The sequence below is a fragment of the Acinetobacter sp. YH12254 genome (genome assembly GCF_013417415.1).
Classification (GTDB): domain Bacteria; phylum Pseudomonadota; class Gammaproteobacteria; order Pseudomonadales; family Moraxellaceae; genus Acinetobacter; species Acinetobacter pseudolwoffii.
Map to the genome: position 1 here is coordinate 94,642 of NZ_VPEB01000006.1, position 16,983 is coordinate 111,624.

Below are 16,983 nucleotides of genomic sequence, written 5' to 3' on the forward strand. Positions count from 1 at the left end.
TCAATAAGCATAAGATGCGATCGCTGTAGCAATTGGCTTATCTTCATCATTGACCATGGTCATACGCATGGTGCAGCCCTTACGCCCCAAACGTAAGGTTTCTGCCCGCGCGATAAAATATTTACCGCGCCCGGGCGCCAGATAATCCACCCGCATATCCACTGTCGCCAAACGTGAGACTTTTTTAATGGTATCGGCAATGGTTTCAGGTTCGGCTTTTTTATATAGCTCCCCCATCGCTACAATTCCACCGACACTATCGAGTACCGTGGCCGCAAGACCGCCATGCAAAATTTGAAACGCGACATTCCCAACCATAAAATCCTGCATTTCGACATAGGCTTCGATCTGGCCTTCCACCACCCGCATGCTCATACCATTATGCTTAAAAAAAGGAGAGCTATTAAAAGCATGTACCAACTGATTTAAGACCACATCAATATCCACCTTTGCCCCCAAGTGTATATTACCTGTCCAGCTTTTCTCTGTCTTAGTCATCACTCTGCTCAAATCCACCGCAATAAAAAACCGCTAATTTATGCCCAAAAATTTCAGTTAGGGCTACAATAGGTGCCTAGTTTAATACTGATTGCTGAGATTTTTATGACCTATACGTTCAATCGTCCCGCGTTTCCTGCAACTCGCATGCGTCGTATTCGTAAAAATGAGCATTTACGTTCTATGGTACGTGAAACGCATATCAGTGCAGATCACCTGATTTATCCAGTATTTGTACTGCCGGGACAAAACCAGAGTCAAGATATTCCCAGTATGCCGAATATCCAGCGCCTGTCAGCAGACTTGCTGTTAAAAAAATCAGAGCGTCTGCTGGAACTGGGTGTCAATAAACTGGCACTGTTTCCAGTCACACCACAAGAAGATAAAAGCCTGACCGCCGAAGCGGCTTGGCGCGAAGATGGTCTGGTCCAACGCACTTTGCGTTTATTAAAAAAAGAACTGCCAGAAATGGTGCTGATTACTGATGGTGCACTCGACCCCTATACCACGCATGGTCAGGATGGCATTATTGATGAGACCGGTTATGTCTTAAATGATGAAACGGTCGAATGTCTGATTAAACAGGGCTTAAGCCATGCCGAAGCAGGCGCAGATGTATTTGCCCCAAGTGACATGATGGATGGCCGGATCGGTGCAATTCGTCAGGCCTTTGAACAAAATGGGCATATTTATACCTCAATCATGGCTTATTCAGCCAAATATGCATCCAGCTTCTATGGCCCATTCCGTGATGCAGTCGGTTCTGCCAGCAATTTAAAAGGCGGCAATAAATACAATTACCAGATGGATGTCGGTAACCGTGCCGAAGCACTGCATGAAATTGCGCTGGATATTCAGGAAGGCGCAGACATGGTGATTGTCAAACCGGGCATGCCTTATCTGGATATCGTCCGTGAAGTTAAAGACACTTTTGGTGTACCAACCTTTGTCTATCAGGTCAGTGGTGAATATGCGATGCTGGCCGCTGCCATTCAAAATGGCTGGTTATCTGACAGCGTGATTATTGAATCGCTGATGAGCTGCCGCCGCGCCGGTGCCGATGGCATCTGGACTTACTTTGCCGAAGAAGCTGCGCTTAAACTGAAAGACATGAAGTAAAAGGATTTCGGCGCAATGCATATCGCCATTATCGGCGCTGGCATCACCGGGTTGATGTCGGCGCTGGAACTGCTTGAACAGGGATGTTCTGTCACGATTTTTGATCAGCAAGTTGCCGGGAAGGCTGCGTCCTGGGCCGGAGGCGGGATTCTTTCTCCGATGTATCCCTGGCGCTACCCCGCTGCAGTCAATACGTTGGCCCGGCATGCCAAACCGCTCTATCAGGACTGGAATCAAAAACTGCAGCCAGTGACCGGTATCGATTTCCAGATTCATGAAAGTGGTATGCTGATTTTTGATGAAGCTGATTTTGAGATTGGCTTGTGCTATGCAGGAAAATATCAGGATCCTCAGCAACAGGCCGAATTGCTTGATCAGACTCAGCTACAACAAATCAATCCCCGAATTGATCAGCGCAAGTTCAAACAGGCGATTTACTTTCCGGAACTGGCCAATATCCGCAATCCGCGACTATTACAGTCGGTCATCAGCTATTTAAAACAGCATCCGCATGTCACCTGGCAAGAGCACTGTAAAATCACTCAGCTCAATATTCAGCAAGGCTGGGTAACGAGTGTGTCCAGTGAAAGTGGTCAACACTTTCAGGCAGATCAGTTTGTAATCGCCACAGGCGCATGGTCTGCAGGCTGGTCAGAACAGCTTGGCTGTGAAATTCCGGTGCAACCGGTGCAAGGACAAATGCTGCTGTTTAAAACCCCAGAAAACTGGCTACCGAGCATGTGCATGAACAAGGTCATGTATCTGATTCCACGGCGCGACGGACATGTTGTATGTGGTTCCAGTATGCGTCAGGTCGGTTTTGACACCTCGCCTTCTGCTGAAATCCGGCAAGATATTCTACAGGCTTGTCTGGAGATGGTGCCGGAACTGGCGGATTTTCCGCTGGTCAAGCAATGGGCCGGATTAAGACCCAGCTCACCCGATGGTATTCCCTATATTGGCAAAATCCCCGAATTGCAAAATGCCTGGGCCAATTTTGGCCATTTCCGCAATGGCTTATGCATGGCCCCAGCCTCAGGCAAGCTACTTGCTCAATTGATGCTTGAACAAACGCCGACCATTGTAGATCCACAGCCCTATGCTCCGGCCCATCTATTGGAGCCAGGTCGCTTAGTGCTTTAGGATATTATGCAGCGCTTCTTTCAAGGTTGGATAATCAAACTGAAATCCCGCATCCTGTAAAGCTTGAGGCTGTACATACTGACCGTTTAAAACCAGTTGCGATTGTTCTCCCAGCATCATTTTCAAGCTGCATGCTGGCAGTGGCAGTAAAGGTTTGCGTTTCAGTAGCTGTGCAGCAGTCCGGGCAAACTGTGCCTGACTGACTTTTTCCGGAGCAACCACATTAAAAATCTGCCCGGTCGTCGTTTCAAGCATCAAGAATTCAATCGCACGCAATACATCTTCTAAATGCACCCAAGTGACTGGCTGACGCCCATGACCAATCCGCCCGAACAGATTCAGTTTAATCGGCAATAACATCTGCGGCAGAATTCCACCACCTTTGCCGAAGACCACAGCAAAGCGAACAATTTTGGTGTTCTGACTGCTATAGGACAAAGCCAGTTGTTCCCACTTCGCACAGAGCTCAGACATAAAAATATCTTGTGGCGGGCTTTGTTCCGTACAGACCTGCTCCCAGCACTCACTCGGGTCAATACCATAATAACCAACGGCTGAGGTTGAAATAATCCGTTTCGGTTTGATCTGGTATTTTTCTAAATAGTCAAATAACTGTTTGGTGGTGTCTAAACGGCTATCCAGCAATTGCTTTTTACGCGCTGCTGTCCAGCGTCCCTGACCGATGCTTTCGCCAGCCAGATTAATCACATAATCAATCTGAGGCTGTTTTAATTCATCCAGCTGGTTAATCCAGTGAAAATCTGGATGCGGTTCAGATTGATTCTTGCGGCGGGTCAGCCCAATCACCCGATAATCACGTTCCAATAAAAAACGCACCAGATGACTGCCAATAAAACCACTCGCTCCGGTCACCAACACTACAGGTTTATCCATAAGTCATTCTTAGCCCTGTTATTTTTTCTATTTAAATTATACGCAACTTATTCTGGGGTTTTTCAATCAATGCCCTCTTTGTCGTGGTGAATTTGTATCCTGCCTGATGCGATCAATCTATCAAGATCAATCGTCATAAAGCCACCTACCTATCAGGCCTGCGGCGAATTGCCAAACATTTGATCTGCCATACGCTGTGCCTGCTTGCCATAGAACCAGTAAGTCAATAGATATAACGGAATCGCGATCAGCAAGAACATGATCAGCACAATACTTATAAATTGTGGCTGCTGTAGATATAGCAAAAAGTCCTGCCAAGCATTTGGATTAGAGCGCGTAGCAATCAGAATACCAAGTAACAGAAATAGCAGGTTATAGCCCCAATAAATCAGACTAAACCCCAAAGTGAATTTTTTACGTTCCGACTGCGTTGGGGCACGTTTTTGCTGTTTTAAAAACTTAAATAAGATCCAGATCATGGCTACCAGATAAGGAACAACCGTCAGTACGGCGCCCATCCCCGTTGGCATCAGTGCTGCCAGCACCCCGCAAATGCAGGTAAAAATAAAGCAGATAATAAAAAACCAGATAAAATAACGGGTTAAAGGCAACATAGGAATCACTCGGTGACATTCATCAAGCTAGTATAAAAAAAAACAGGTTTTTTTTCATTTTATTGTCAACCATCGGCCAGAAGGTGACGTTATATAGGGTACAAGGTACAAAAATTTGGACTGGCATCCACGAATTTTTGCTGACCTTAGAGCTAAAGCAATAAGTCCAGTGTACAGGGAAATTTTGAATAGCAGCCAAAATCTTCATGTAACACAAATTTGACCGACGATTTCACATCACTCGAATCGTCGGTTTTTATTTTTTAAAATTCCGATTTTTCAGCCTGATGAATTGCATGACTGTTCAAGACTGGGTGATTTAGACATGACTATCCTGCCATTTTGCCTACTGATTAAAATAAATTCAGCCTGACATCAGCAACAATTCGCTGAAATATCTTTTTTAAGTAGATTTTCCCCTCAGCTTTTTCCTATAGTAGCAAGGCAGACATTTCAGGGTTCATCTACATGGCAGTTCATTTTCTTCACACTTCCGATTGGCATCTGGGGCAATTTTTCCATAACCATGACCGTGAATTTGAACATGCCCAGTTTTTGACTTGGTTGCTCGATCAAATTAAAACAAAACAGCCGCATGCCTTGTTGATTGCCGGTGATATTTTTGATGTGATCAATCCAGCCTCAAGTGCGCAAAAGCAACTGTATCAGTTTCTGGCCGATGCACATGATCTGGCCCCGCATATGCAGACTTTGATGATTGCCGGCAACCATGATTCCGGTTACCGGATTGAGCAGGTTGAACCTTTTCTGTCTAAATTCAATGCCAAAGCTGTGGGAATTGTGGGCCGAACCGCAGAAAACACCCTGAATCTAGATCGCTTGCTGATTCCGATTTATGATCAGGATAAAAATATTATCGCCTGGTGTCTGACCCTGCCCTATTTACGCAGTGCCGAAATTACCGGGCTGAATGAACATACCAGCAATAGCCAGAATGCGATTAGCTATCTGCATCAACAACTGATTGCCGAAGCCAAGGCCCGTAAACAGCCGCATCAAGCTCTGATTCTAATGTCGCATGCACATATGCAAGGTGGCGAAACTTCCGACTCGGAACGGCCAATTATTGTCGGTAATGAAGAAGCGCTCTCGACGGCGCTGTTTGATGAAGTGATTGATTATGTCGCACTCGGTCATCTGCATAAACCACAAAAAGTTGGTCAGCCGCATATCCGTTATAGTGGCTCACCGATTCCGCTGTCATTTAGTGAAATCAACTATCAACATCAGGTGGTTGAGGTCAGAATTGATCCTGAGCAAAGCCCGGAACAGCGCTTTCAATACGATGTTCTAAAAGTGCCACGCACCGTCGAGCTGTTCCGGATTCGGGAAAAGCTGGAAGATTTAATTGCTAAACTTCAGGCCTTGCCTGCCGGAGAAATCGAACAACTGTCGGCACGACATTTTCTGGAAATAGAATACACCACCGATGCGCCGCCACCAGTCGATTTACGCCAGCAAATTGAACTGGCTTTACCCACCAACCGTTACCGCTTGCTGCGCATCAGCCGGATTTATCAGCAACAGGCCGAACATACGCAAGGAGATTCGAAAATTGATCTGGCACCACCGACGCCGGAATCGCTGTTTTTGAATATCTGGAAAAAAATGGGCTATGAACATGATCATTCTGTACAACAGGATTTTCAGCAACTTCTGGTTGAAGCCCAGCACGAACTTGCTCAGAAACAACAAGCCTAGGATCGGCCATGAAAATTTTACGTTTGAGTCTCAACAATCTGGCCTCCCTCACCGGCACCCATCATATTGATTTTGAATCCAGTCCTTTAACACATGCCGGCCTGATTGCGATCACTGGAAAAACCGGGGCTGGAAAATCGACCCTGCTCGATGCCATGTGTCTGGCGCTCTATAACGAAATTCCACGTCTAAAAGGTGCGACTGGCAGCCTGAAAGATGCCGGCGGTCAGGATGTTTCGATTAAAGACTCCAAGAATATTCTACGCCGTGGCTGCGTGCATGGTTTTGCCGAGCTGGAGTTTATTGCACTGGATAGCAAACGCTATACAGCACGCTGGGAGATTCGCCGGGCACGTCAGAAAGTCGATGGCAATCTAAAAGTAGATCGTTATATCAAGTGCATCGATGATGATACGACGCTAACGCAAAAAATATCTGAAGTTACTCCCTTAATTGAAAAACTGCTGGGCCTGAGCTTTGAACAGTTTACCCGCGCGGTACTGCTGGCGCAGTCGGAAGTTGGCGCATTTTTAAAAGCCAAAGATCATGAACGTGCAGACTTGCTGGAATATCTGACCAATTCGCAGATTTTCAGTGAGGTCAGTAAAAAAGCAGCGGAAAAGCATAGTCAGGTTCGACAAAAGCGCCATGAACTGGAAAACTGGCTCGGTCATCTGGAATTATTATCCGAAGACGATATTGCCCAGCTGCAACAGCAACATACTGCCTTCAACCAGATACTTGAGCATTTTAACCAAAGTGAAAAATTACTAGAAAATGACCTAAAATGGCATCGGCAGAAACATGCTTTATATACTGAAATTCAGGCCAAAAAAGAAATTTACGATGTACAGCTGGATGCCAATCAGAAGCTGACCGCACAAAAGCAGTTGCTGGTTCATTTGGATCAGTTTCAGGGCATTCGCGAACAGTTTATCCAGCAGAATCAAATGCTCACGCAGCAACGGCAGCTTACGATACAACAACAATCATTCGAACAGCAGCTGCAACAGGTACAACAGCAACGTGATACTGAATTTGCACAACTTGCTCAGATCCAGCAACAACAGCAGGCCCAGGTTCAACATATGCATGCCATGCAGCCGCATCTGGAACAAGGTCTAAAACTGGATCATGAGATGCATCTGGTCGGCAATGACTATAAGAAAAAATCAGCAGATTTATTGGACTATGCACAGCAGTATATCCAACCCTTGCAACAACAGATTGAATCATCGAAACAGCAACTCGCATCTGCTGCCGAGCAGCAACAGCAACGCCTGACGCAACTTGAACAGCAGGCTGATCTTGCCGTGTTTGATCTGGAACCACAAAGTACACTGCAACGACTGCAAGACTATCAAAAGCTGTATCAACAGATGCAGCAACAGGCGCCGGCAGTACTCTCTCAATCGCGTACTGAACTGGAACATTCCCGGCAGCAGCTGGCTCAACAAATCGAAAGTTTGCAGCAACAATTTGGCAATCAAGCCCAATTGGAACAACAGCTTCAGCAGCAGCAGACTGTACAGCAACAGAGCACGACTCAACTGCTTAAACTGGAAGGCTTGATCCAGCACGTGGCACGTCTAGCGGAACAGGAAGCCGAACAACAGCAACTCAAACAAGACGTAGCGCATGCACAGACAGAATTAACCCAGCTTGAACATACGGAAATTCAACTGCAGCAAATAGTCAGCAACACCGAACAGGAATTTGAACAACTACAAAATATGCTGCAGCAACAGCGCCTGCTGCAAACCCAAAGCGTGCAGGAACTGCGCGCGCAGCTCAAACCTGATGAAGCCTGTATGGTCTGTGGCAGCCAACAGCATCCGTTTGTCCAACATCAAGCATTATTAGACACAGCGCTAAACCAGCTGCAAGATCAACAGCTGCAACAGGCACAACAACAACTGAATCAGCTTAAAGATGATTTAAAAGCAACCCAGATTCAACAATCCAAAATCAAGATGCTCCTTGAGCAAAAACAACAGCGTTTAATCCACATTGAACGGATACTGAATGAACAGCACCAGACATTACAACAAAACTTAAAAGAGTTAGGACTTGAGCCAGCCAATCCTGATCATTCAGCTCAGTTGCTCCATCCCCTGCAAACACAGCTTGGCCAATGGCAACAGCAACACACTCAGGCAAACGAACAGTTCAAAATCCTGCAACAGACTTGGCAAAACTGGCGACAACAGCAACAGCAACTCGACAGCTTACAACTGAGTCTGCAAAAAATGCTGCAACTGGATCAACTGATTGAGCCAGTTCTTACAGTACTGCCCGAAGCACAGCAGCTCGCTTGGCATAAGAATGCGCCTGCTGCCTGTACCCAGCTGCAACAACATTTGCAGCAGCGATTACATCTTGTCAATCAAGTCAAAACTGCGGAACAGGAGCTACAAGGTTTCAAGCAGCAACTGAATCAGGCTCAACAGCAACTTCAGCTACATGAGCAGCGGCATACGCAAATACAGGCCGAGACCCATTATTTGCTTGAACAAGGCAAAGACTTACGTCAGCAACTCAATCAGCTGACCGAACAACATGCCGGTCAGACCTATAAGCTGGCAGCAGAATGGCGACTGCAACTGGATACCCAGTTAAAAGCGCTTGATAGCCAGCTTCAAGCACAACGTCAGGTATATGAACAGCATGAGCAAGCTCTGCATCAGGCTTTGCTTAAACAGCAGGCTTTGCTGACCCAAATGCAACAGCTAACTCAACAGCAGGCACAATCTGATCAGGCCATCCGTACATGGCAAAATCTGCATCGACATTTTAATGCGGAACTGATCCAACAATGTCTGACCATTGGTCTGAGTGAACATCAGCAAATCCGGCAGCAATTACAGGCACAACATCAAGCACTGGAAAATGCCAAAATTGCCTGGCAAACGCTGGAAGATCAATACCAGAAGCATCTCCAGCAACAGCCTGAACTTGCTTTTGAGGAAGTGGAAGCACATTTAAATAGTTTGGCACAGGAAAAAACCGAGCAACAAAACAGCTTCAATGAGATTGATACCAAACTGCGTATGAATGCCAATAATCAAAATACCTATGCCAAATATCAGCAACAGATTGAACAGGTCAAAGCCGAAGAATATCGCTGGGGCCGTATCTACGATTTAATCGGACATAAGGAAGGTACCAAGTTCCAGAAAATTGCTCAGGAACATCATCTGGATATCTTGGTGGAATACGCCAACCAACAACTGCAACCGCTGGCACCGCGCTATCAGTTGCACCGTATTCCAGACAGCCTGAGTCTGGCGATTATTGATCTGGACATGAACAGCGAAGTACGTCCGGTCTTGTCTTTATCTGGCGGAGAAACCTTTCTGGTTTCTCTGGCCTTGGCACTGGCGATTGCCAATATGGCTTCCGGTTCGATGAAACTGGAATCGCTATTTATTGATGAAGGCTTTGGTACTTTAGATCCAGCCTCATTACATATGGTGATGAATGCACTGGATCATTTACAAAGTCAGGGTCGTAAAGTGGTCTTAATCTCGCATGTGCAGGAAATGCATGAACGGATTCCAGTACAGATTCAGGTCAAGCCAGTCGGTGCTGGCGCCAGTACCATTCAGATTATAGGTTGACAATGATGCACCCTGCCCCAGACAAGCTCTCGCCCTATTTCAGCTTACAGCTCGAGAGCCTACGGGGCATCAGTGCCATTGTTGTACTGTTCACGCATTGCTTTCAGGCCTTTATCGCCCCTTTTGACCTCAGCCTGTATTCATGGGTGCGCCTGCTTGGTCAGGCCGCGGTCATGATTTTCTTTGTTCTGAGTGGTTATCTGATTGGCTATTCGATCCAGCACAATATTCATCAGCATGGTCAGTTCAATCTGCGCCGTTATACCCAACAGCGTTATCGCAGGATTTTACCACCTTTTCTGTTTGCCATGGCTCTGAGCCTGTTGTTGTATCTGTTGGCGCCACTACTCTTTGCCACTCAAAGCCATGCCTTTCAAAACAGTTTTGGCATGATGATCCGGACTGACTATAGTCTCGATTCAGGTGATTTTATTGGCGCTCTGCTGTTTTTGAATGGCTTCGTCACGCCTACAGTTTCAGCCAATGCCCCGCTCTGGAGCCTGAGTTATGAAGTCTGGTTCTATGTCTTGGCCGGATTTCTGCCTTTTTTCAAAGATTCAGAAATAGCCAAAATCGGCTTTTTTAGTGTTTTAATCGTTTTATCCATCCTGAATATTCAGTTTTTTATTTATTTTCTGGTCTGGCTGATGGCCTTTGCCTGTTCATTTCGTCATATCCAGCGACATTTTCTAAACCGGTTACAAGTGCTTAAACTGGGGTTATTTGGCTTGGCATTTCTAATCGCCTGCATTGATGCTTACCAGTTTCATATCGTCGATCAAGCCCGACAATATCGCGCTGCAAATTTTACTCTCTTTAATTTCTGTATCGGTCTGGCATTTAGCTGCTGGCTGGTACAACTCCAGCAGCAGCGCAGTCACTACAATCCGGTCTGGGTACAATCCGCTGATTTTTCCTATACCTTGTATGTAACCCATTTCCCTTTGCTGCTGTTTATTCTGGGCTGTGTTCCGGCAACCTTGGCTTATGGTCTGGGCGGCGCTGTTTTAGCCTTGCTCGGCAGTATGGGCAGCCTGATTGTCTTTGCCTGGCTCATGGCAAAATGGCTGGAGCCACAAAGAAAAAAAGCGTTATCGAATAACGCTTAATCATACTTTTTCAAAATAACCCGACAACGCCTGTTAATCCTTTTGAGGACGTGCACCAAATAATGCCGTGCCGACACGCACCATGCTGGAACCGGCAGCAATTGCAGCCTGCATATCGGCCGACATGCCCATACTTAAAGTATCCCAATCTTCAGGATGAGCATGTTGCGCTTTGACCTGTTCAAATAATGTTTTGGCATCAGCAAAAGCCTGCGTATTCTCCGGCGCTGGAATCACCATCAAACCACGCAAACGCAATTTTGGCAGCTGACTGATCTGCGCGACCAGACCCGCGACTTCATCTGGCTGACAACCATCTTTGCTATCCTGAGCATCAATATTGACCTGAATACAGATATTCAGGGCTGACTGCTGCTCTCCACGCTGACTGGATAAACGCTCGGCAATAATCAGACGATCCACCCCATGCACCCAGTCGAAATTTTCTGCCAGCGGCTTGGTTTTATTACGCTGCACATGTCCAATAAAATGCCATTCAATCTCTAGCTCTTTTAGCGCGGTGATTTTTTCCAGTGCTTCCTGCAAATAGTTTTCACCAAATGCACGTTGCCCAGCCTGATACATTTCTGCCAGTATTGCGCTGGGCTGGGTCTTGGATACCGCCAGCAGTTGCACCGAATCTGGCTGACGCGCGGCCTCGACACATGCGCTTTCAATCTGAGCTAAGACCTGATTTCGTGACTGTTGCAACATATTCATTGATGGGGTTCTCATTTCATTCATCTTTTTTTCCCTTGCCCATGAACTAAGTGTTGGTTAAGCTGTGGGAAAGCCTTATTATTCTATCAAAATAATTAACATTTTAATGAACTCGGGGACCTTATGGATATCACAGAATTGTTGGCATTTTCTGCTAAAAATGGTGCGTCGGATTTACACTTGTCTGCGGGCTTGCCGCCAATGATTCGTGTCGATGGGGAAGTTCGTCGCATCAACCTGCCAGCATTAGAACATAAAGAAGTACACAAACTTGTTTATGACATTATGAACGATAAGCAACGTCGTGATTTTGAAGAAAATCTGGAAACTGACTTTTCTTTTGAAGTGCCGGGTGTGGCTCGTTTCCGTGTCAACGCATTTAACCAGAACCGTGGTGCCGGTGCGGTATTCCGTACCATTCCATCCAAAGTCCTGACCCTTGAAGATCTGGGCATGGGACAGATTTTTAAAGATATCTGCGAATATCCACGTGGTCTGGTACTGGTCACAGGTCCAACCGGTTCGGGTAAATCAACGACTCTGGCGGCAATGCTGGACTATATTAACGACAACCGTTATGACCATATTCTGACCGTCGAAGATCCAATCGAATTTGTGCATCAGTCGAAAAAATGCCTGATTAACCAGCGTGAAGTGCATCGTGATACGCATGGCTTTAATGAAGCCCTGCGTTCGGCACTGCGTGAAGACCCTGATATTATTCTGGTCGGTGAGATGCGTGACCTTGAAACCATCCGTCTGGCCTTAACTGCGGCAGAAACTGGTCACCTGGTGTTTGGCACCCTGCATACCACCTCTGCGGCCAAAACCATTGACCGTGTGATTGACGTATTCCCTGCCGAAGAAAAAGATATGGTTCGTGCCATGTTATCGGAATCATTGCAGGCTGTGGTTTCACAGGCCCTATTAAAGAAAAATGGCGGCGGACGTGTTGCAGCGCATGAAATCATGATTGGTATTCCTGCAATCCGTAACCTGATTCGTGAAAATAAAGTCGCACAAATGTATTCTGCGATTCAGACCGGTGCCAACTATGGCATGACCACACTGGATCAGACTCTGAAAACGCTGGTATCTAAAGGTCTCATCAGCCCGCAAGTGGCACGTACTGCAGCCAAACAGCCAGAAGCATTCTTATAAGAAAAATTAATTGTATTGGGGTTTTTATACATGGATTTTAACGGCTTACTCGATTATATGGTGGAGAAAAAAGCATCGGATCTGTTCATTACAGCCGATGTCGAACCTTCAATCAAGATTAACGGGCAGATTTTACCGATTGGTTCGATAAAATTACCCGGCGCGGCAGTAGGACAACTGCTCCATTCCATCATGAGCGACAAGCAGCGTAAAGAATTTGCAGACACGCGTGAATGTAACTTCGCCATCAGCACACCGGACAAAAGTGCCCGCTTCCGTGTCAGTGCCTTTCAGCAGCGTGATCAGCCGGGTATGGTGTTGCGTCGGATTGAAACCGTGATTCCGACCATGGATGAACTCAAATTACCGCCGATTCTAAAAGAACTGGCGATGACCAAACGCGGCATCATTATTTTTGTCGGGGCAACCGGTACCGGTAAATCAACCTCGCTGGCCTCGCTGGTCGGTTATCGCAATGAAAATTCCAAAGGTCATATCATTACTATTGAAGATCCGATCGAATTCGTTCACCAGCATAAAGGCTGTATCATCACCCAGCGTGAAGTCGGGATTGATACCGATTCCTTTGAAATTGCCCTGAAAAACACCTTACGTCAGGCGCCGGACGTGATTCTGATTGGTGAGATTCGTTCGCGTGAAACCATGGATTATGCGATTGCCTTTGCCGAAACCGGCCATCTGGTCTTTGCGACCCTGCATGCCAACAACGCCAACCAGGCCATTGACCGGATCATTCATTTCTTTGAAGCAGACCGGCATAACCAGCTGTTCATGGATTTGTCGCTGAACATGAAAGCCATTGTGGCACAGCAACTGATCCCAACCATCGATGGCAATGGTCGTCGTGCCGCGATTGAGATTCTGATTAACTCCCCCCTGATTGCTGACCTGATCCGTAAAGGTGATGTGCATGAGATCAAGGACCTGATGAAGCGTTCCCGTGAACTGGGCATGCAAACCTTCGATCAGGCACTGTATGACCTGTATAAGGCCAAGCAGATCAGCTATAAAGATGCGCTGAAACATGCGGATTCACCCAATGACTTACGTCTGCAAATCAAACTGGCAGAAGAAGGCGGCAGTCATTTATTACGTGCACATTCCAATATCACCTTTGATGGCCAGTCCTGATCAGATTGAGCACATAAAAAAACAGGCTTCAAGAAGCCTGTTTTTTTGTTTCAACCGGAGTGCAAATTATTTTTTACGAAACACTTCCTGACAGGCCGGCGCATCGCAGTAGCCATACAGATTCAGAGAGTGACCGGTTAATTCAAAACCAAATTTTTCAGCAACATCATGCTGCTCTTTTTCAATCGTATCATTGATGAATTCAACGACTTTGCTGCAATTCAAACAGACCAGGTGATCGTGGTGATCTTCCTGCATGATCTCGAAAACGGAATGATTGTTTTCAAAATTATGACGCTCAATAATACCCGCGGCTTCAAACTGTGTTAACACACGATACACAGTTGCTAAACCTACATCTTCACCCTGATCGAGTAAAGTCTTGTAAATATCTTCCGCACTTAAATGATGTTGTCTTGAATTTTCTAGTAATTCTAATATTTTAATTCGTGGAAGGGTAACTTTCAGTCCAGCTTTTCGTAAATCTTGGTTTGAAATAGTCATGTAAAAAGGTCTCTCAACAAAATCAAAGTTGGAATATGCAACAAACTTTAGATGCAGTATGATCTATCCTTGGATCAAATGCATCATAATTAATTTGGGATAGTTTAGCAAAATGCAAAAAATCATGTTGACGTTATTCGTCACTTCCTTGCTCGTCGGCTGTTCGACATTAGGTGTTTATAAAGTAGATATTCCACAAGGAACCCCTTTAACCCAAGCTCAAGCCGCTAAAATTCAAGTGGGAATGAGTCATCAACAGGTGCGTTTCTTACTGGGCAGTCCAACGGTAAGCGATCCGCTGAATCCTTTACGCTGGGACTACATCTATAACTATACCCCAGGAACCTACGCTAAAAAAGCCAAGATCCCGGCAGCCCAAGGCCAGCATTTGAAAATTTACTTTAACCAGTCTGGTATCGTGGAACGTGTTGAAGGTCTGGAAACCATTCCAGAATCTCAACCCGGCTTACCAGGTTCAAAAGAAGCAATTTTAAATGCGCCTCCACTATAGTCGCTTTCTCATGAAAAAGCCCCTGAATCATCAGGGGCTTTTTTGATTAAGTCGATTGATTGAGCAGATCATTGAAACTAATGCTCATTCAAGCCGCTTTCTATTCGGAAGATGGTTTCAGCTTTCTTAAAAGATTGCCTCTGGCATAACGACCCACCGGATTTTTCTCGGCACGTTTACGTCGGATATCTTTAGGATTGATAGTCAGTGCTCGGTAAATTTCGACTCGATCACCTGCTGCCAGTGGCTGCTGATGATCTTGCAAGCGTACACCGAAGATACCCAAAGACAAAGGTTCAGGTAGGGTAACCTGCTCTACTATGCCACTTTGCTGGATGGCATCCAATGCTGTCATGCCGGGCTGAAATGGTACAGCCAGATGAAACTGTTGCTCCGGAGTCGCATAGGCCACCCAGATCAGTGCATTATTCATCAGAACAGTTGTCCTAGAACAGCGACCATCGCCACGATAATCGAAACAGGCAATACCACACGGACAGCAATACGCCACAGGTTATAGAACCCTTCAGAGCTAAAATTCATTGATTTACGTAAATGGCTGATCTTCATGATCCAGCCCGCAAAGAGCGCGTAAATCAAACAAATCAATAAGCCCCAAAGCAGTAAGACTACGTTGAACATTGGTGTCACATTTGGAATGGCCCAGATCAGGGTGACGACAGCCATAATCGCCCATTGAATCGCAGGGTGAAGCTGACGTTGCTGTAACTGCTCTCGTGCCATCTGCAGGATGAATGCAGCAGTCGCTACAATCGCGGCCACCAACGTAAATGCAGGGATTTGTGCTGGTACAGCAAAGAAGGCAAATACAATCACAGCAAGCAATTGTGCGATCCAGATCGGCAAGACCGTCTTGCTGGCGACATCCTGCTGTTGTACAGCACTCAGGCTAGACTGCCAGTACAAGCCCATGCCTAGGCCACTTGCAACCAGTGCCAATACGGTGGCATTGCCCCATTCCGAGAATTCAACTGGCGTGACTTGCCATGCAGGTAGCGCAGTTCCCATCACATTTGCCAAGATCAGAGATGCCAGTACGCCAATCGCCGTAATAACTAACAAAATTTGACGCGGCAGCAGTGACAAGACCAGAGCGGCAATTACCAGACCTATAAACAAAAGATTCGGTGCAAGATCAAGAGCAGCAAGCGCCAGAACATTGCTGGCATTGTTCAGCATGGCACCGGCCAGAAAAGGAATAAAGATCACACTGAGCCAGCCGACTATACGCCATTTTTGTGAGGCATCTGCTTCACGGGTCAGCGTTGACAGTGCCTGTAATGCCGTTGTTTTAGAGCGCTTGGCCAAAGCAATTTCCAAGTAGCAGATGGGAAGCGCCAGAATCAGCATAGTGGCTAACCAGAGCATCCAGAAATCCAGCTGACGATCAATCTGTATACCCGTTATCGGTGCGAGCGTCGCGATGATAATAAACGATAAACAGAAAGCCATCAGCGGTGATAACCATTTTGACATAGCATTGTCCTGCATGATGCATTCCTATAAAAATCTAGCGCTATTTTGCCTTGTGAAGCGGTGAAAATCAAAAACAAAAAGCAAACCACCATGACAGTGATTTGCTGCGCAAAATTTATTATTAAATTGTAATTTTTGTTATCTCGTTACGTCTTTTATTATGAGAAGAAACGAGCGAACCAGTTTTTACCTTTTTTCTGTTCTTTTTCTTTGATAATGCCCATCATATTTTCTTTGACTGCGCCGACATAATCAGCGTCATCGTGCTGAATATGGTTGATTAACCATTTAGATAATACTTCATGCAGCTCTGATTCAATCGACTGCCCCAGTTCAAAACGATCACGATAAGACTCGATTTTCTTGATAAACAGGTCATGTACACGTTTATGTGGAACTCGGTATTTATAACCCGCTTCTTCCTGAAGAGATTCTTCAAAAGTAAAATGCGACTGGGTATAATCGATAATATTTTCGAGGATCTGTTTAATACGGGCACGGTCGGTATTTACATTGATCTCATCAATTTCATTGATATAATCGAGAATTCGTTTGTGCTGATCGTCAATCACATCGATACCAGTATTATAGTCTGGAACCCATTTCATTTTCATTACGACCACCTATAAAATATTAAGGACTTATCACATAAAAATCATCATATAACGTATTGATTTGAATAAAAATGAAGTAAATTAGTCGGCTTTCGGCTTAATTTA

16 protein-coding genes are annotated in these 16,983 nt (G+C 45.7%); 8 read left to right on the forward strand and 8 right to left on the reverse strand.

Features of this window, described 5'->3' with window-relative positions; all coding sequences use genetic code 11:
• Entirely contained in the window at nt 1-498 is a 498-nt protein-coding gene (locus FTV29_RS06050; protein ID WP_180000918.1) for a thioesterase family protein, read from the reverse strand.
• A 105-nt stretch (nt 499-603) separates the two neighbouring features.
• Here FTV29_RS06050 and hemB point away from each other — a divergent pair, with 105 nt between their 5' ends.
• Nucleotides 604-1,617 carry a porphobilinogen synthase gene (gene hemB / locus FTV29_RS06055; RefSeq protein ID WP_159138477.1) on the forward strand — a complete coding sequence of 338 codons (1,014 nt, stop codon included), beginning with the start codon at nt 604-606 and terminating at the stop codon, nt 1,615-1,617.
• Between the two features lie 15 nt (nt 1,618-1,632).
• Nucleotides 1,633-2,760 carry a glycine oxidase ThiO gene (thiO, locus tag FTV29_RS06060; protein ID WP_159138469.1) on the forward strand — a complete coding sequence of 376 codons (1,128 nt, stop codon included), beginning with the start codon at nt 1,633-1,635 and terminating at the stop codon, nt 2,758-2,760.
• On the opposite strand, the gene FTV29_RS06065 is transcribed toward thiO, so the two are convergent.
• Both FTV29_RS06065 and FTV29_RS06070 read right to left on the reverse strand, forming a co-directional pair.
• A complete protein-coding gene (locus FTV29_RS06065) occupies nt 2,749-3,654 on the reverse strand; it encodes a TIGR01777 family oxidoreductase (RefSeq protein ID WP_159138470.1) in 906 nt (301 codons plus the stop codon). The genes thiO and FTV29_RS06065 overlap by 12 nt on opposite strands.
• 152 nt (nt 3,655-3,806) lie before the next feature.
• Nucleotides 3,807-4,268 (reverse strand): ABZJ_00895 family protein, encoded by a 462-nt coding sequence (locus tag FTV29_RS06070; RefSeq protein WP_005096058.1) that lies wholly within the window; start codon nt 4,266-4,268, stop codon nt 3,807-3,809.
• A gap of 468 nt (nt 4,269-4,736) precedes the next feature.
• Here FTV29_RS06070 and FTV29_RS06075 point away from each other — a divergent pair, with 468 nt between their 5' ends.
• From FTV29_RS06075 to FTV29_RS06085, 3 genes are read left to right on the forward strand one after another with little or no spacing between them, the layout of a single operon-like run.
• Complete coding sequence (locus FTV29_RS06075) at nt 4,737-5,990, forward strand: exonuclease SbcCD subunit D C-terminal domain-containing protein (RefSeq protein WP_005096057.1); 1,254 nt, start codon at nt 4,737-4,739, stop codon at nt 5,988-5,990.
• A gap of 8 nt (nt 5,991-5,998) precedes the next feature.
• Nucleotides 5,999-9,610 carry an AAA family ATPase gene (locus tag FTV29_RS06080; protein WP_159138471.1) on the forward strand — a complete coding sequence of 1,204 codons (3,612 nt, stop codon included), beginning with the start codon at nt 5,999-6,001 and terminating at the stop codon, nt 9,608-9,610.
• 5 nt (nt 9,611-9,615) lie between these two features.
• Entirely contained in the window at nt 9,616-10,719 is a 1,104-nt protein-coding gene (locus FTV29_RS06085) for an acyltransferase (RefSeq protein WP_180040353.1), read from the forward strand.
• Between the two features lie 33 nt (nt 10,720-10,752).
• Here FTV29_RS06085 and FTV29_RS06090 read toward each other — a convergent pair whose 3' ends face one another.
• Nucleotides 10,753-11,439, reverse strand: a complete 687-nt coding sequence (locus tag FTV29_RS06090) for a YggS family pyridoxal phosphate-dependent enzyme (protein WP_180075253.1) — start codon at nt 11,437-11,439, stop codon at nt 10,753-10,755.
• Nucleotides 11,440-11,562: 123 nt separating this feature from the next.
• Here FTV29_RS06090 and FTV29_RS06095 point away from each other — a divergent pair, with 123 nt between their 5' ends.
• Both FTV29_RS06095 and FTV29_RS06100 read left to right on the forward strand, forming a co-directional pair.
• Complete coding sequence (locus tag FTV29_RS06095) at nt 11,563-12,600, forward strand: type IV pilus twitching motility protein PilT (RefSeq protein WP_004279279.1); 1,038 nt, start codon at nt 11,563-11,565, stop codon at nt 12,598-12,600.
• Between the two features lie 30 nt (nt 12,601-12,630).
• Nucleotides 12,631-13,752 (forward strand): PilT/PilU family type 4a pilus ATPase, encoded by a 1,122-nt coding sequence (locus tag FTV29_RS06100; protein WP_074384137.1) that lies wholly within the window; start codon nt 12,631-12,633, stop codon nt 13,750-13,752.
• A 66-nt stretch (nt 13,753-13,818) separates the two neighbouring features.
• Here FTV29_RS06100 and fur read toward each other — a convergent pair whose 3' ends face one another.
• On the reverse strand, nt 13,819-14,256 hold the full coding sequence (gene fur / locus FTV29_RS06105) for a ferric iron uptake transcriptional regulator (protein ID WP_005096051.1): 438 nt from the start codon (nt 14,254-14,256) through the stop codon (nt 13,819-13,821).
• Between the two features lie 112 nt (nt 14,257-14,368).
• Here fur and FTV29_RS06110 point away from each other — a divergent pair, with 112 nt between their 5' ends.
• Complete coding sequence (locus FTV29_RS06110; RefSeq protein WP_004279275.1) at nt 14,369-14,767, forward strand: outer membrane protein assembly factor BamE; 399 nt, start codon at nt 14,369-14,371, stop codon at nt 14,765-14,767.
• A 100-nt stretch (nt 14,768-14,867) separates the two neighbouring features.
• Here the strand turns inward: FTV29_RS06110 and FTV29_RS06115 are convergent, their stop codons facing one another.
• The 3 genes from FTV29_RS06115 to FTV29_RS06125 form a co-directional block, all read right to left on the reverse strand.
• The gene (locus FTV29_RS06115; protein ID WP_005096050.1) at nt 14,868-15,200 is read right to left on the reverse strand and encodes an RnfH family protein; all 333 of its coding nucleotides are present in this window, start codon (nt 15,198-15,200) and stop codon (nt 14,868-14,870) included.
• Entirely contained in the window at nt 15,200-16,279 is a 1,080-nt protein-coding gene (locus FTV29_RS06120) for a hypothetical protein (protein ID WP_159138472.1), read from the reverse strand. Before FTV29_RS06120 ends, FTV29_RS06115 begins: the two co-directional genes overlap by 1 nt.
• A gap of 143 nt (nt 16,280-16,422) precedes the next feature.
• Nucleotides 16,423-16,878, reverse strand: coding sequence for a bacteriohemerythrin (locus FTV29_RS06125; protein WP_005096048.1), 456 nt, complete (start codon nt 16,876-16,878; stop codon nt 16,423-16,425).
• Nucleotides 16,879-16,983: the final 105 nt, after the last annotated feature.

What these genes read in the sequence shown, in the direction of transcription:
- FTV29_RS06050 (WP_180000918.1), bottom strand. Translation starts at nt 498, where the DNA reads ATGACTAAGACAGAGAAAAGCTGGACAGGTAATATACACTTGGGGGCA.
- hemB (WP_159138477.1), top strand. Translation starts at nt 604, where the DNA reads ATGACCTATACGTTCAATCGTCCCGCGTTTCCTGCAACTCGCATGCGT.
- thiO (WP_159138469.1), top strand. Translation starts at nt 1,633, where the DNA reads ATGCATATCGCCATTATCGGCGCTGGCATCACCGGGTTGATGTCGGCG.
- FTV29_RS06065 (WP_159138470.1), bottom strand. Translation starts at nt 3,654, where the DNA reads ATGGATAAACCTGTAGTGTTGGTGACCGGAGCGAGTGGTTTTATTGGC.
- FTV29_RS06070 (WP_005096058.1), bottom strand. Translation starts at nt 4,268, where the DNA reads ATGTTGCCTTTAACCCGTTATTTTATCTGGTTTTTTATTATCTGCTTT.
- FTV29_RS06075 (WP_005096057.1), top strand. Translation starts at nt 4,737, where the DNA reads ATGGCAGTTCATTTTCTTCACACTTCCGATTGGCATCTGGGGCAATTT.
- FTV29_RS06080 (WP_159138471.1), top strand. Translation starts at nt 5,999, where the DNA reads ATGAAAATTTTACGTTTGAGTCTCAACAATCTGGCCTCCCTCACCGGC.
- FTV29_RS06085 (WP_180040353.1), top strand. Translation starts at nt 9,616, where the DNA reads ATGCACCCTGCCCCAGACAAGCTCTCGCCCTATTTCAGCTTACAGCTC.
- FTV29_RS06090 (WP_180075253.1), bottom strand. Translation starts at nt 11,439, where the DNA reads ATGAATATGTTGCAACAGTCACGAAATCAGGTCTTAGCTCAGATTGAA.
- FTV29_RS06095 (WP_004279279.1), top strand. Translation starts at nt 11,563, where the DNA reads ATGGATATCACAGAATTGTTGGCATTTTCTGCTAAAAATGGTGCGTCG.
- FTV29_RS06100 (WP_074384137.1), top strand. Translation starts at nt 12,631, where the DNA reads ATGGATTTTAACGGCTTACTCGATTATATGGTGGAGAAAAAAGCATCG.
- fur (WP_005096051.1), bottom strand. Translation starts at nt 14,256, where the DNA reads ATGACTATTTCAAACCAAGATTTACGAAAAGCTGGACTGAAAGTTACC.
- FTV29_RS06110 (WP_004279275.1), top strand. Translation starts at nt 14,369, where the DNA reads ATGCAAAAAATCATGTTGACGTTATTCGTCACTTCCTTGCTCGTCGGC.
- FTV29_RS06115 (WP_005096050.1), bottom strand. Translation starts at nt 15,200, where the DNA reads ATGAATAATGCACTGATCTGGGTGGCCTATGCGACTCCGGAGCAACAG.
- FTV29_RS06120 (WP_159138472.1), bottom strand. Translation starts at nt 16,279, where the DNA reads ATGCAGGACAATGCTATGTCAAAATGGTTATCACCGCTGATGGCTTTC.
- FTV29_RS06125 (WP_005096048.1), bottom strand. Translation starts at nt 16,878, where the DNA reads ATGAAAATGAAATGGGTTCCAGACTATAATACTGGTATCGATGTGATT.